13 protein-coding genes are annotated in these 13,400 nt (G+C 58.6%); 10 read left to right on the top strand and 3 right to left on the bottom strand.

Translation table 11 applies throughout. The features are described from left to right. Nucleotides 1-16: 16 nt before the first annotated feature. Complete coding sequence (locus NK667_RS29770) at nucleotides 17-1,012, bottom strand: ArsR/SmtB family transcription factor (protein WP_054616896.1); 996 nt, start codon at nucleotides 1,010-1,012, stop codon at nucleotides 17-19. A 273-nt stretch (nucleotides 1,013-1,285) separates the two neighbouring features. On the opposite strand from NK667_RS29770, the gene tkt reads away from it, so the two are divergent. The 7 genes from tkt (at nucleotide 1,286) to NK667_RS29805 (ending at nucleotide 8,446) form a co-directional block, all read left to right on the top strand. Further along, nucleotides 1,286-3,283: a transketolase gene (gene tkt, locus NK667_RS29775; RefSeq protein ID WP_054616895.1), complete on the top strand. Its 1,998-nt coding sequence runs from the start codon at nucleotides 1,286-1,288 to the stop codon at nucleotides 3,281-3,283. Between the two features lie 196 nt (nucleotides 3,284-3,479). Then, on the top strand, nucleotides 3,480-4,544 hold the full coding sequence (gene epd / locus NK667_RS29780; protein WP_054044253.1) for an erythrose-4-phosphate dehydrogenase: 1,065 nt from the start codon (nucleotides 3,480-3,482) through the stop codon (nucleotides 4,542-4,544). Between the two features lie 17 nt (nucleotides 4,545-4,561). Next, nucleotides 4,562-5,725: a phosphoglycerate kinase gene (locus NK667_RS29785; protein ID WP_033060390.1), complete on the top strand. Its 1,164-nt coding sequence runs from the start codon at nucleotides 4,562-4,564 to the stop codon at nucleotides 5,723-5,725. A gap of 34 nt (nucleotides 5,726-5,759) precedes the next feature. Continuing rightward, entirely contained in the window at nucleotides 5,760-5,984 is a 225-nt protein-coding gene (locus tag NK667_RS29790) for a hypothetical protein (protein ID WP_054616894.1), read from the top strand. Nucleotides 5,985-6,040: 56 nt separating this feature from the next. Continuing rightward, a complete protein-coding gene (locus NK667_RS29795; protein ID WP_054616893.1) occupies nucleotides 6,041-6,373 on the top strand; it encodes an MliC family protein in 333 nt (110 codons plus the stop codon). Nucleotides 6,374-6,642: 269 nt separating this feature from the next. After that, complete coding sequence (gene fba, locus NK667_RS29800) at nucleotides 6,643-7,707, top strand: class II fructose-bisphosphate aldolase (RefSeq protein ID WP_054044249.1); 1,065 nt, start codon at nucleotides 6,643-6,645, stop codon at nucleotides 7,705-7,707. A 328-nt stretch (nucleotides 7,708-8,035) separates the two neighbouring features. After that, nucleotides 8,036-8,446, top strand: a complete 411-nt coding sequence (locus tag NK667_RS29805; RefSeq protein WP_249574160.1) for a hypothetical protein — start codon at nucleotides 8,036-8,038, stop codon at nucleotides 8,444-8,446. A gap of 174 nt (nucleotides 8,447-8,620) precedes the next feature. Here NK667_RS29805 and NK667_RS29810 read toward each other — a convergent pair whose 3' ends face one another. Continuing rightward, the gene (locus NK667_RS29810) at nucleotides 8,621-9,289 is read right to left on the bottom strand and encodes a polysaccharide lyase family 7 protein (protein ID WP_054044247.1); all 669 of its coding nucleotides are present in this window, start codon (nucleotides 9,287-9,289) and stop codon (nucleotides 8,621-8,623) included. A 322-nt stretch (nucleotides 9,290-9,611) separates the two neighbouring features. Between NK667_RS29810 and NK667_RS29815 the strand changes: the two genes are divergently transcribed. From NK667_RS29815 to NK667_RS29825, 3 genes are read left to right on the top strand one after another with little or no spacing between them, the layout of a single operon-like run. Beyond that, a complete protein-coding gene (locus NK667_RS29815) occupies nucleotides 9,612-11,735 on the top strand; it encodes a putative bifunctional diguanylate cyclase/phosphodiesterase (RefSeq protein ID WP_054616892.1) in 2,124 nt (707 codons plus the stop codon). A 45-nt stretch (nucleotides 11,736-11,780) separates the two neighbouring features. After that, nucleotides 11,781-12,272, top strand: a complete 492-nt coding sequence (locus NK667_RS29820; protein WP_054044717.1) for a M48 metallopeptidase family protein — start codon at nucleotides 11,781-11,783, stop codon at nucleotides 12,270-12,272. Between the two features lie 11 nt (nucleotides 12,273-12,283). Further along, complete coding sequence (locus NK667_RS29825; protein ID WP_054044245.1) at nucleotides 12,284-12,580, top strand: winged helix-turn-helix domain-containing protein; 297 nt, start codon at nucleotides 12,284-12,286, stop codon at nucleotides 12,578-12,580. Between the two features lie 124 nt (nucleotides 12,581-12,704). On the opposite strand, the gene NK667_RS29830 is transcribed toward NK667_RS29825, so the two are convergent. Next, complete coding sequence (locus NK667_RS29830) at nucleotides 12,705-13,157, bottom strand: GNAT family N-acetyltransferase (RefSeq protein ID WP_054616891.1); 453 nt, start codon at nucleotides 13,155-13,157, stop codon at nucleotides 12,705-12,707. Between the last annotated feature and the right edge of the window lie 243 nt (nucleotides 13,158-13,400).

Below are 13,400 nucleotides of genomic sequence, written 5' to 3' on the forward strand. Positions count from 1 at the left end.
CGATGTTTTCCTGAATTTACCGATGGTGAGTGTCGCCAGTCGGCCGCTGAAAATGGCGGACCTGGATCTGGAAACCATTGCGTAAGCCTACATAGAGGCTTTCCCCGGGAACGAGTCCCGCAGCGGTGGCCCAACGGGCCAAATCGTCCTGTTCAAACCCCAACCACAGATCACCGCAGGCCTCCCTGGCCCAACTCTGGTTGTGGCTACATAACTCTGTCACGAGCAGGCTACCGCCCGGTTGCAGCAAACCGGCCATGTGCTTGAGCGCTTCGGCCGGCGCGGCAAAATGGTGCAGCACCATGTTCAGTACAACGCAATCGGCGGTAAGGCTCACACCGTTCAGTGCATCGGCCAATTGCAGGCTGACATTAGTCAACGTTTCACGTTCGCAGACCTGGCGCGCCAGTTCGAGCATCGCCGGGCTGTTGTCCAGCGCCGTGACCTGGGTGAAGCGGCGCGCCAGTTCCGGCAGGAAACCGCCGTCGCCGGGGCCGACTTCAATCGCCGTGGCGCCTGCGCTGAAACTCAGCTTGTCGAGCAGCGCCACCACGCTTTCGCGGTACTGCGGCAGGCCGGCGATCAAGTCTTGCTGGGCGCGAAACTTCTCCGCCACCCGTGAGAAAAAGTCCTGGCTTGCCGCTGCCCGTTGCCCATGGACCTGACCGATCCGCGACTGCACATCCGCCGGCAGGGTCAGGTTATCTACTTCTTCGAGCAAGGCCGCGTGCAGCTTGCCGCCCAGCAGATCGGTGTGGGGCAGGGCGCGACGGTAGAAGATCGCATTGCCTTCACGCCGGGTCGCCACCAGGTCGGCCTGGGCCAGGACCTTGAGGTGATGACTCATTCCCGACTGGCCGATGCCGAAGATCTGCGCCAGTTCCAGCACGCCGAACGAATCGTTGGCCAGCGCGCGCAATACATTCAGCCGCAGAGGATCACCGCCGGCCTTGCACAGGGCCGCCAGCTCATCGCAATCGTCATGTTGAATGGAAGGCACGCGTAAATTCATAAGGCCAGCAGTCTAGTGATGGTCAGAAAACCCCGCAAGAGCAATATCAAAAAGTTTTGATATTGCTCGATAGATGGCACTTCTCGACGTTAGGTTCAGTCAACAAACGAACTGCGGAAAGGTTTCATCAGTCGAAACCTCCGTTATCCAATGGAAAAACGTCTCCAGATGCTTATCTGTCATTGCCCCGAGGCGGGTCGGTGAGGGAAAATGCTCGCCTTTTTTCCGATTCGTTTTATTCACTCTCGATACAGAACCCGTAGGAGAACAGCGATGCCAAGCCGTCGTGAGCGTGCCAACGCCATTCGTGCCCTCAGCATGGATGCCGTGCAAAAGGCCAACAGCGGCCATCCCGGTGCCCCCATGGGTATGGCGGATATCGCCGAAGTACTGTGGCGTGACTACATGAAGCACAACCCGAGCAATCCATCGTTCGCCGACCGTGACCGCTTCGTGCTGTCCAACGGCCACGGCTCGATGCTGATCTACTCGCTGCTGCACCTGACCGGCTACGACCTGTCGATCGAAGACCTGAAAAACTTCCGCCAGCTGCACAGCCGCACTCCGGGTCATCCGGAATTCGGCTACACCCCGGGCGTTGAAACCACCACCGGTCCACTCGGCCAAGGCCTGGCCAACGCCGTCGGTTTTGCCCTGGCAGAAAAAGTCCTGGCGGCGCAGTTCAACCGTCCGGGTCACAATATCGTTGACCACCACACCTACGTGTTCCTGGGTGATGGCTGCATGATGGAAGGCATTTCCCACGAAGTCGGCTCCCTGGCCGGCACCTTGGGCCTGGGCAAACTGATCGCCTTCTACGATGACAACGGCATCTCCATCGATGGCGAAGTCGAAGGCTGGTTCACCGACGACACGCCGAAGCGTTTCGAAGCCTACAACTGGCAGGTGATCCGCAATGTTGACGGTCACGACCCGGAAGAAATCAAGACTGCGATCGAGACTGCACGCAAAAGCGAGCTACCGACTCTGATCTGCTGCAAGACCACCATCGGTTTCGGTTCGCCGAACAAGCAAGGCAAGGAAGATTGCCACGGTGCCCCGTTGGGTGACGCGGAAATCGCCCTGACCCGCAAGGCGCTGAACTGGAATCACGGTCCGTTTGAAATCCCGGCCGACATCTATGCCGAGTGGGATGCCAAGGAAAAAGGTCGCGCTGCTGAAGCCGAGTGGGATCAGCGTTTCGCTGCTTACTCCGCGGCGTTCCCGACCGAAGCCAACGAACTGGTGCGTCGCCTGAGCGGTGAATTGCCAGCCGACTTCGCGGAAAAAGCCTCGGCTTATATCGCTGAAGTTGCGGCCAAGGGCGAAACCATCGCCAGCCGTAAAGCCAGCCAGAACGCATTGAATGCCTACGGCCCGCTGTTGCCGGAACTGCTGGGCGGCTCCGCTGACCTGGCCGGTTCCAACCTGACCCTGTGGAAAGGTTGCAAAGGTGTCTCGGCTGAAGACGCCAGCGGTAACTACATGTACTACGGCGTTCGCGAGTTCGGCATGAGCGCGATCATGAACGGCGTGTCCCTGCACGGCGGCTTGGTGCCTTACGGCGCGACTTTCCTGATGTTCATGGAATACGCACGCAACGCAGTACGCATGGCTTCGCTGATGAAGAAACGCGTAGTGTTCGTCTACACCCACGACTCCATCGGTCTGGGCGAAGACGGCCCGACGCACCAGCCGGTCGAGCAACTGACCAGCCTGCGCAGCACGCCAAACCTCAACACCTGGCGTCCAGCCGATGCGGTTGAATCGGCGGTGTGCTGGAAACTGGCGATCGAGCGTAAGGACGGCCCTTCGGCGCTGATCTTCTCGCGTCAGAACCTGCAACATCAGGAGCGTGATGCCGGCCAGATCGCCGACATCGCCCGTGGCGGTTATGTGTTGAAGGATTGCGCAGGCGAGCCTGAGCTGATCCTGATCTCCACCGGTTCGGAAGTTGGCCTGGCGGTTCAGGCTTACGACAAGCTGACCGAGCAAGGTCGCAAGGTTCGCGTCGTTTCGATGCCGTGCACCAGCGTGTTCGACGCGCAAGACGCAGGCTACAAGCAAGACGTCCTGCCACTGCAAGTCGGCGCGCGTATCGCGATCGAAGCTGCTCACGCGGACTACTGGTACAAATACGTGGGCCTGGAAGGCCGCGTGATCGGCATGACCACCTACGGCGAGTCGGCGCCTGCGCCAGCCTTGTTCGAAGAGTTCGGCTTCACCCTGGAAAACATCCTGGGTCAGGCTGAAGAGCTGCTGGAAGACTAAAACACAACGCGGTGGCCCTGGCTGCCGCGGTCCCTGTAGGAGCTGTCGAGAGAAACGAGGCTGCGATCTTTTGATCTTGTTTTTAAGATCAGGATCAAAAGATCGCAGCCTCGTTTCACTCGACAGCTCCTACACAGCTCCTACGCGGGCTGTGTTGTTAACGAGAATTCGTCTGCCTGCGTCCATCGAGAACCCCATGCCTCAACCGCGTCCCTACAAAGTTGCACTCAACGGCTACGGCCGGATTGGTCGTTGCGTCTTGCGTGCGTTGTTTGAGCGAGGCGAGAAGGCCGGGTTTGAAATTGTCGCGATCAACGATCTGGCAGACATGGCCAGCATCGAATACCTGACACGCTTCGACTCCACTCACGGGCGTTTTCCCGGCGAAGTGCGGGTTGAGGACGATTGTCTGCATATTAATGGCGACTGCGTGAAGGTCCTGCGCAGTGCCACCCCCGAAGGCATCGATTGGGCGTCCCTGGGCGTCGATCTGGTGCTGGAGTGCTCCGGCGCTTATCACACTCGTGCAGATGGCCAGCGCTTCCTCGATGCTGGCGCGCCGCGTGTGCTGTTTTCCCAGCCGATGGCCAGCGAGGCGGATGTCGACGCCACCATCGTCTACGGCGTGAACCAGGATTGCCTGACCGGCGACGAGCTGCTGGTGTCCAACGCGTCCTGCACCACCAACTGCGGCGTGCCGCTTTTGCGCCTGCTGGATCAGGCCATTGGTCTGGAATACGTGTCGATCACCACCATCCACTCGGCGATGAACGATCAGCCGGTGATCGACGCCTATCACCACGAAGACCTGCGCCGCACCCGTTCGGCGTTCCAGTCGGTGATCCCGGTGTCCACTGGTCTGGCGCGCGGCATCGAACGCCTGCTGCCGGAACTTGCCGGGCGAATTCAGGCCAAAGCCGTACGTGTACCGACGGTGAACGTGTCGTGCCTCGACATTACGATGCAAACCGTCAGCGATACCGACGCCACCGAGGTCAACCGGATCCTGCGCGAGGCCGCCACCAGCGGTCCGCTCAAAGGCCTGCTGGCCTACACTGAATTGCCTCACGCCAGTTGTGATTTCAACCACGACCCACATTCGGCCATCGTCGATGCCAGTCAGACCCGCGTTTCCGGCCCTCGGCTGGTGAACATCCTGGCCTGGTTCGACAACGAATGGGGGTTTGCCAACCGAATGCTGGACGTTGCAGAGCACTACCTGCAAATAGCCGCTCCACTTTCTGTCTCTAAAAAACCGTAACTCAGGAATTGCGACCCATGACCGTGTTGAAGATGACCGACCTCGATCTGCAAGGTAAGCGCGTACTGATCCGCGAAGACCTCAACGTCCCAGTCAAGGACGGTGTTGTCACCAGCGATGCGCGTATCCTGGCTTCGCTGCCGACCATCAAGCTGGCCCTGGAAAAAGGCGCGGCCGTGATGGTCTGCTCGCACCTTGGCCGTCCGACCGAAGGCGAGTTCTCGGCCGAGAACAGCCTCAAGCCAGTCGCTGACTACCTGAGCAAGGCCCTGGGCCGTGAAGTGCCGCTGGTGGCCGATTACCTGGGCGGCGTTGACGTCAAGGCCGGCGACATCGTGCTGTTCGAAAACGTACGCTTCAACAAAGGCGAGAAAAAGAACGCTGACGAATTGGCCCAGCAGTACGCCGCCCTGTGCGACGTGTTTGTGATGGACGCCTTCGGCACCGCTCACCGTGCCGAGGGTTCGACCCACGGCGTGGCCAAGTTCGCCAAAGTCGCTGCTGCTGGCCCGTTGCTGGCCGCCGAACTGGACGCACTGGGCAAAGCCCTCGGCGCTCCGGCCCAGCCAATGGCTGCAATCGTTGCCGGCTCCAAGGTGTCGACCAAACTCGACGTACTCAACAGCCTGAGCCAGATCTGCAACCAGTTGATCGTCGGTGGCGGTATTGCCAACACCTTCCTGGCCGCTGCCGGTCACCCGGTTGGCAAGTCGCTGTACGAGCCAGACCTGCTGGACACCGCCCGCGCCATCGCCGCTAAAGTCAGCGTGCCGCTGCCGGTCGACGTGGTGGTTGCCAAGGAATTCGCTGAAAGCGCTACCGCTACCGTCAAACTGATCGCCGACGTGGCTGCAGACGACATGATCCTGGACATCGGCCCACAGACTGCGGCGAATTTCGCCGAGCTGCTGAAGTCGTCCAAGACCATCCTGTGGAACGGTCCGGTGGGCGTGTTCGAATTCGACCAGTTCGGCAACGGCACCAAAGTCCTGGCCCAGGCTATCGCGGAAAGCTCGGCATTCTCGATTGCTGGTGGTGGCGACACCCTGGCGGCCATCGATAAATATGGCGTTGCTGATCAGATCTCCTACATTTCCACCGGTGGTGGCGCGTTCCTTGAGTTCGTCGAAGGCAAGGTGCTGCCGGCCGTCGAGGTCCTGGAAAGCCGGGCCAAGGCCTGAGGCGACCCATTTGACCAGGCAAAGGAGTGTTCACATGGTCAAGACGATAGCGCTGTTGATCGTCGCGGCTTCGCTGGCGGCTTGCGGGAGTAACCCGAAAGCCAAACCGGAGCCCGCGCCGTCTGCGCCGGCTGATAAAGGCTGTTACCAGGCCGACTGGCAGGCCGAAACCAACCCGGTGCTCAACAAGCGTTCCGGGCCGGATGGCCTGGACAAATACGAGACACAGACCCCGGCCAAGGAACATGGCTGCCCTTGACGGGTCTGACTCTTTACTCAAGGCCGGCAGCGTGCGCCGTCGGTCGAGGAACACGGATGAAAGGTTTTATCGCCGTCATGGCGCTGGCACTGCTGGCAGGTTGTTCGAATTTCAACCTGTTCGACTCGTCGGCACCGGCGGACAACTGGACCACCTGGACCTGCGACAGCCAGGCGAAAGTGCTCTGGCGCTACACCGACGACAGCCGCAAGGAAGTCGACGTGCGCCTCGGCGGGGCCGATCAGGTCTACCGCTTGAAGCTTGAGCCGGGCGCCGAAGGTTCGCTGTACAGCAACGACATGCTGGCGTTTCACGTAAAAGGTGAGGAAGGCCTGGTGTACTGGGTCGCCACCAATGATTTGATTGGCCGCGGTTGTAAAGCGCAGTAATCGATACGCCACGGACCTAATGTGGAAGCAGGCCCAAATGTGGGAGCGGGCTTGCTCGCGAAAGCGGTAGGTCAGCTTGCATCATCGTTGAATGTTAATCCGCATTCGCGAGCAAGCCCGCTCCCACAGTGGATCTGTGTAGTTCTCAAGATTTAGGCAATACCGAATGAGCGGACCGGACCAACCCCCGATCTGCAATAACTTGAATAGCCGCCGCCGCTACGGCAGGCTGGCACGATTAACGACCCAAACCGGGAGAGACACACACAATGGCACTTATCAGCATGCGCCAGATGTTGGACCACGCAGCCGAATTCGGCTACGGCGTTCCAGCCTTCAACGTCAACAACCTTGAGCAGATGCGCGCCATCATGGAAGCCGCTGACAAGACTGACTCCCCGGTGATCGTCCAGGCTTCGGCCGGTGCTCGCAAATACGCAGGCGCCCCGTTCCTGCGTCACCTGATCCTCGCGGCAATCGAAGAATTCCCGCACATTCCGGTGTGCATGCACCAGGACCACGGCACCAGCCCTGACGTCTGCCAGCGCTCCATCCAACTGGGCTTCAGCTCGGTAATGATGGACGGTTCCCTGGGCGAAGACGGCAAGACCCCGACCGACTACGACTACAACATCCGCGTTACCCAACAAACCGTGGCCATGGCTCACGCCTGCGGCGTTTCGGTAGAAGGCGAGCTGGGCTGCCTGGGTTCGCTGGAAACCGGCATGGCCGGTGAAGAAGACGGCATCGGCGCCGAAGGCGTTCTGGATCACAGCCAAATGCTGACCGACCCGGAAGAAGCCGCTGACTTCGTCAAACGTACCCAGGTTGATGCCTTGGCCATCGCCATCGGCACCAGCCACGGCGCGTACAAGTTCACCAAGCCGCCTACCGGCGACGTGTTGGCCATCGACCGCATCAAAGAAATCCACAAACGCATCCCGAACACCCACCTGGTGATGCACGGTTCTTCTTCGGTGCCACAAGACTGGTTGGCGATCATCAACCAGTACGGCGGCGACATCAAAGAAACCTACGGCGTCCCGGTTGAAGAAATCGTCGAAGGCATCAAGCACGGCGTACGCAAGGTCAACATCGACACTGACCTGCGCCTGGCATCCACCGGCGCAATGCGTCGCCTGATGGCCACCAACCCGAGCGAGTTCGACCCGCGCAAGTTCTTCGGCGCGACCGTAACCGCCATGCGCGACGTGTGTATCGCTCGCTACGAAGCGTTCGGCACTGCCGGCAATGCTTCGAAGATCAAGCCGATCTCGTTGGAAGCGATGTATCAGCGTTACCTGAAAGGTGAGTTGAACGCCAAGGTCAACTAAGCCTGAGCGTTACACAGCGTTGATGAAAAACCCGCCGAGAGGCGGGTTTTTTTGTGAGCGTCATTTGCATTATCAAGCCGGGGCGACGTAGTGAAGACAATCAGGATTAAAGCCTTAAAACTTCTATGTAAGTGACATTTATGCTGTTGAATAATCCAAAATTACTTCTTTCATGACAATTCAATAATTGCTTAAGTCAGTTGTTTTTTTTGTTGCTGGATAGCGATTGTTAATTGCGAAAAGATATAAATACCTGTCAGATATTACAGGTGTGCTAGTGCTGGCAGAAGCCTACTCTTTGAACTCACTTACTTGCCGGATGAAAAAAATGAAAATTGAAAATAGCGTCAGTAGCCAAGTTTCAGGTGAGCTGCAAGTTGTATTCAAACATCAAGACTATGGTGATCACACATTGAAGCTTGAGGGGCAGGGCCATATGTTTAGTGAGCACGGGGTCTTTCATATTACTCCAAAGTATAGGGAGCTAGACGGGCACCGTTATTATATGGCTATTAAGTTTAGAACGGATATTGAGGTTGGAAAGACTTACACATTAGATCGAAATGATGAGCCCGTTAGAGCGCATTTGGAGATTGATGGTATTAATGGTGATAAATATGCCAGTGGTACGTTTCGTCTGTCAAAGGGTGGGCAATATCCCGAGGGCGAATTCAAACTCTTTGAGGAAGGGGTCTTTTCAGCAGAGGGAACATTCGCAACATTCGCGTTAAAGGCGTGAGTTGGCTGCAATAACCCTTGTGGCGAGGGGGCTTGCCCCCGTTCGGTGGCGCAGCCGCCGCAAAACCGAGCGCTACGATGTGGCTGCAGGAACACGGTGGCAGGGTTTAGGGCTGCTGCGCAGCCCAACGGGGGCAAGCCCCCCTCGCCACAAAGGTTAGCGTCAGCCAACGATTTATTTATCGTGATCAATATCCAGCTTGCTGAACGTCACTTTCCCGCCTTCGCTCGTATACCCGGTGTGATCCTGCACATATACGCCTGCCTTGAAATACAGCGGCTTGTCGCGCCACGTGGCGCTGATGTTCGAGTCCCACTGATAACCCGCCGCGCTGATACCCAACTGTCCGCCAGGGCTCAGGTGAAGGAGGTAGGAAAACTCCTGATCCAGCTTCACGCCCGTGGCGATGGTGATCACCCGGCCTTCGCCGTCATCGGGGTGCATGCGCACTTTGGCGACGATGTTGCCTGTCTGGGTGCCGGTCTTGAATTGGTATTCAAGCTTGATCAGGGGCTTCTGGCTTTCATAGGCGTGGATCTGGCCGATGACGATCTTGCCCGAGCTCGGCACCTGATTGACTGCCAGGGTCGCGCGCAGGGAATTGTCGGCGTCCGGGTAGAGCCAGTTGCGCAGGGTGCCGTTGCTGTAGGTTTCGCGAAGTTCGGTGCGGGGGTATTTGGCGTTTGCGGTTTTGGAGCCGGTGACCGGGGACCAGAAGAACAGGGTTCCGGTGTCAGAGTGGAAGTATTGGTCCTTGAAACCGTTCACCAGTTTGGCTGTTTCGACGGTGTACGGCGGATTGCCGACAGGAACACTCAGGTTCCATGTTGCGAGATCGATCATAGACAAAGCTTCCACAAATTCATGCTGCACGCCCGTGCCAGAAGCTCTAACACGGGCCTTGGAGGGCGGTCTTTATAAGCGTAGCGGGCATCTTTGTTAATGCCCGCTTGGCAGATGATTGACGTCAACATCCTGTCAAAAAGCCATCTTTCCCGGTTTCAGGGGGCTGTAGAGCTGACCGTTAGTCGGCTTATGGACGCTTTGGTTAAATGATGGCGTGATGACACCTACTGCTTTTGCGGATCCGGGTCTAGAGTGAAGGCGTAGAATTTGTCCGGTTTTCACGAGAAACCGGCCTGTCGCCCCGAACAAGAGAAGCAGCATGGAATGCGCGCAACCCACGCCAGGTGAAGGCAACTCTGTCCTATTAGTCGTTGATGATTACCCTGAAAACCTGATCAGCATGCGCGCCTTGTTACAGCGCCAGGACTGGCAGGTCATGACCGCCGCCTCGGGCTTCGAGGCCCTCAGTTTGCTCCTGGAACATGAAATCGACCTGGTGCTGCTGGATGTGCAGATGCCCGGCATGGACGGCTTCGAAGTCGCGCGGTTGATGCGCGGCAGTCAACGCACCCGCCTGACCCCAATCATATTCCTCACCGCCAACGAACAATCCCAGGACGCCGTGATCAAGGGCTACGCCAGTGGCGCGGTGGATTACCTGTTCAAACCCTTCGATCCGCAGATTCTCAAGCCCAAAGTCCAGGCGTTGCTTGAGCATCAACGCAATCGTCGGGCCTTGCAGCGCCTGAGCCACGATCTGGAGGTTGCCAGGGCTTTCAATGCGTCGGTGCTCGACAACGCCGCCGAAGGCATCCTGGTGGTGGGAGAGGACGGCCTGATTCGATTTGCCAACCCGGCGATGTCGCGGCTGCTCAATGCCACGGTCAAGGATTTGCAGGGCAAGGAGTTCTTGGATTTCCTGCAAAAACCGCACATTCCGGTCTGGGCCGATTCCGATCTTTATAACGGCTACAAGCGCGGCGAGACCTCGCGTCTGCACGATGCGCTGTTGCGTACAGCGCCGGGCCAGCAAGTGCCGGTAGCGTTGTCCTGCGCGCCATTGCCGTCCGAGCAACACGCGATGGTGGTGACGGTGCTGGACATGTCGGTGGTGCGCCATCTGCATCAGCAGCTGGAGTTCCAGGCTGTCACCGATCCGCTGACCGGATTGCTCAACCGGCGCGGCTTTCACCAGACCGTGGAAAACCTGCTGCTGCGCGGCGAACGTTCCGACAGCGCCTGGGTGCTGATGTATCTCGATCTGGACGGCTTCAAACGGGTCAATGATTCCCTCGGTCACGATGCCGGCGACCGAGTGCTGCGCTGGGTCTCCGAGCAGTTGAAGGCTTGCCTGCGGCCCTTCGACATTCTGGCGCGGATGGGCGGCGATGAATTCACGGCGCTGCTGGACCTGGAGTTCCCCGAGCAGGCGGCGAAGATTGCCGAGAAACTGATTGAGCGGGTGTCGATCTGTCAGCAGATCGAAGGCCTGGACATCGCCCTGGGCGCCAGCATCGGCATTGCCACTTACCCGGATTGCGGCTCCAACCTCGACGGTTTACTGCGCGCGTCCGACATCGCGATGTACGAAGCCAAGCGCGCCGGGCGTCAGCAATATCGCTTTTACGATCACGAAATGAACGGCCGGGCGCGCTCGCGGCTGATGCTCGAAGAGAGCGTGCGCACGGCCATCGAGAACCGCGATTTCAATCTGGTCTATCAACCGCAAGTCGCAATCGATGGCGGGCAGATTCGCGGTTTCGAAGCGTTGCTGCGCTGGCAGCACCCGAGTGTCGGCGATGTGCCGCCGGGGCTGTTTTTACCGTTGCTGGAGGAGGCTCGGTTGATCAGTCGCCTGGGCAGCTGGATTTACCATCGCAGCGCCAAGCAGCGTAAAGCCTGGGAAACCTTGTTTGCCGAGGATCTGGTATTGGGAGTGAGTCTGAGCAGCACCCAGTTCGGCATGCCCAACCTGGTCACCGAATTACGCCAGGTGCTGGAACGCCATGAATTGAAGCCGTGCCAGATCGAAGTCGAGGTCACCGAAGAAGCGCTGATGATTAACCCCGAGGAAACCCGCAAGCAGCTGCGCTTGCTGCACAACCTGGGAGTGAGGGTGGCGCTGGATGACTTCGGCTCCGGCTCGTGTTCGCTGGCGCATCTGCGGGATCTGGAACTGGACACCCTGAAACTCGACCGGCATCTGATCGCGCGGCTGCCCGAGTCGTCGCGGGACGCGGCGTTGGTGCGCACGGTGATCGATCTGTGCAAGCAATACGGTTTGCTGGTGATTGCCGAAGGGGTGGAAACCCCGGCGCAGTATGAGTGGCTACAGGCCAACGGCTGCGAGTATGTGCAGGGCTTCCTGGTCGCGCGGCCGATGATGGCCGAGGATGCCGGCGCCTTCGTGCAGCCCTTCGACTGGAGCGCGCTGCCCCGCTGAATTCGCTACACTGGCGACCTTTTCATGCTGCATGTTGCCCGCCCAATGACCGCGTTGAAATACCTCCAGGCTTATCCCGCTGCATTGCAGGATCAGGTGCGCCAGCTGATCGCCGACGGTCGGCTGGGCGACTACCTGAGCCAGCGTTACCCGCAAAAGCACGACGTGCAAAGTGACAAGGCGTTGTACACCTACGCCCTGGACCTGAAGCAGGAATACCTGCGCAACGCTCCGGCCATCGACAAAGTGTTGTTCGACAACCGCCTGGACCTGACCCACCGCGCCCTCGGCCTGCACACCACGATTTCCCGGGTGCAGGGCGGCAAGCTCAAGGCCAAGAAAGAAATCCGCGTCGCCTCACTGTTCAAGGAAGCGCCGTCGGAATTTCTGAAAATGATCGTGGTGCATGAGTTGGCGCACTTCAAAGAGTCGGATCACAACAAGGCGTTCTACAAGTTGTGCGAACACATGTTGCCGGGGTATCACCAGGTGGAGTTTGATCTGCGGGTGTATCTGACTTGGCGGGATATGCAATAAAGGAGCGTTTGATGGACGTCAGCAAGACCAAAAGCAGCTTCTACCGCCGGTTGTACGTGGCGTACCTGATCGACAGCGGGCTGGCCAGCAGCGTCCCGACCCTGACCGAAGTCACCGGCATGCCTCGGCGCACAGCCCAAGACACCATCGCGGCGTTGGCGGATCTGGATATCGTGTGTGAATTCGAGCAGGAAGACGGCGCGCGTAATCATGCCGGGCACTATCGGATTCGGGATTGGGGTGCGATTGACCGGGGGTGGATCGAGCGCAATTTGCGGCAGATTAAAGCGGTGCTTGAGTACCCTTGAAGTTTGTGGCGCCTGTACTGGCGCCTTCGCGGGCAAGCCTCGCTCCTACAGGATTTGGGTTGTCCGCATCATTTGTGGACACCGCGAATAATTGTAGGAGCGAGGCTTGCCCGCGAAGAGGCCCTTAAGACCGACGCATCCCGATATGCGGAATGCCATCCTCGACATACTCCTCACCCGCCACCACAAAGCCGTATCGCCCGTAATACCCCTGCAAATGCGCCTGGGCCGACAGATAAATCGGCATGTCAGGCCAGCGTTTCTCAGCCTGTCTCAACGCCTGTTCCATCATTGCATGCCCCAGCCCCTGGCCACGACCTTCAGGCGCGGTCACGACCCGGCCGATCACCACATCGCCGCCCTGCAGTTCCGGGTCGAGCAAACGCAGGTACGCGACCAGACGCTCGCCATCCCAGCCCATCAAATGGCTGGTGTCACCTTCCAGATCCTGGCCATCGATATCCTGGTAGACACATTGCTGCTCGACGACAAACACCTCGGCGCGCAATTTCAAAATGGCATACAGCTGCTCTTTACCCAGATCGCTGTGATGTTTGCAGACCCACTCGATTGTCATCTTCACATTCCTTGAACAACGTCCTCCCGATACTAAGCGTCCCGGCGAAAGATGTCTTGATGGCTGAGAAATCTGTGACAAAGGCCAAAATGCCATCATTCATTTCTCGCGGCGTTGTCTTCTTTGTGTAATCTGCAATCAAGCGCTGTGCAGTGGCTTCAATGAGCTAAGGTTTAGTACCGGCAGGCCGGTACTCGAGTCTTGGAGTTTTGGCTGAAAAACACGCCGGGCAGCCCGCCCGCT

This window comes from Pseudomonas nunensis (assembly GCF_024296925.1).
GTDB lineage: Bacteria > Pseudomonadota > Gammaproteobacteria > Pseudomonadales > Pseudomonadaceae > Aquipseudomonas > Aquipseudomonas nunensis.

Bases quoted from the DNA above. Each gene is read 5' to 3' on its own strand.
- tkt (WP_054616895.1), top strand. From the start codon at position 1,286: ATGCCAAGCCGTCGTGAGCGTGCCAACGCCATTCGTGCCCTCAGCATG.
- fba (WP_054044249.1), top strand. From the start codon at position 6,643: ATGGCACTTATCAGCATGCGCCAGATGTTGGACCACGCAGCCGAATTC.
- NK667_RS29790 (WP_054616894.1), top strand. From the start codon at position 5,760: ATGGTCAAGACGATAGCGCTGTTGATCGTCGCGGCTTCGCTGGCGGCT.
- NK667_RS29810 (WP_054044247.1), bottom strand. From the start codon at position 9,289: ATGATCGATCTCGCAACATGGAACCTGAGTGTTCCTGTCGGCAATCCG.
- epd (WP_054044253.1), top strand. From the start codon at position 3,480: ATGCCTCAACCGCGTCCCTACAAAGTTGCACTCAACGGCTACGGCCGG.
- NK667_RS29770 (WP_054616896.1), bottom strand. From the start codon at position 1,012: ATGAATTTACGCGTGCCTTCCATTCAACATGACGATTGCGATGAGCTG.
- NK667_RS29830 (WP_054616891.1), bottom strand. From the start codon at position 13,157: ATGACAATCGAGTGGGTCTGCAAACATCACAGCGATCTGGGTAAAGAG.
- NK667_RS29815 (WP_054616892.1), top strand. From the start codon at position 9,612: ATGGAATGCGCGCAACCCACGCCAGGTGAAGGCAACTCTGTCCTATTA.
- NK667_RS29820 (WP_054044717.1), top strand. From the start codon at position 11,781: ATGACCGCGTTGAAATACCTCCAGGCTTATCCCGCTGCATTGCAGGAT.
- NK667_RS29825 (WP_054044245.1), top strand. From the start codon at position 12,284: ATGGACGTCAGCAAGACCAAAAGCAGCTTCTACCGCCGGTTGTACGTG.
- NK667_RS29785 (WP_033060390.1), top strand. From the start codon at position 4,562: ATGACCGTGTTGAAGATGACCGACCTCGATCTGCAAGGTAAGCGCGTA.
- NK667_RS29805 (WP_249574160.1), top strand. From the start codon at position 8,036: ATGAAAATTGAAAATAGCGTCAGTAGCCAAGTTTCAGGTGAGCTGCAA.
- NK667_RS29795 (WP_054616893.1), top strand. From the start codon at position 6,041: ATGAAAGGTTTTATCGCCGTCATGGCGCTGGCACTGCTGGCAGGTTGT.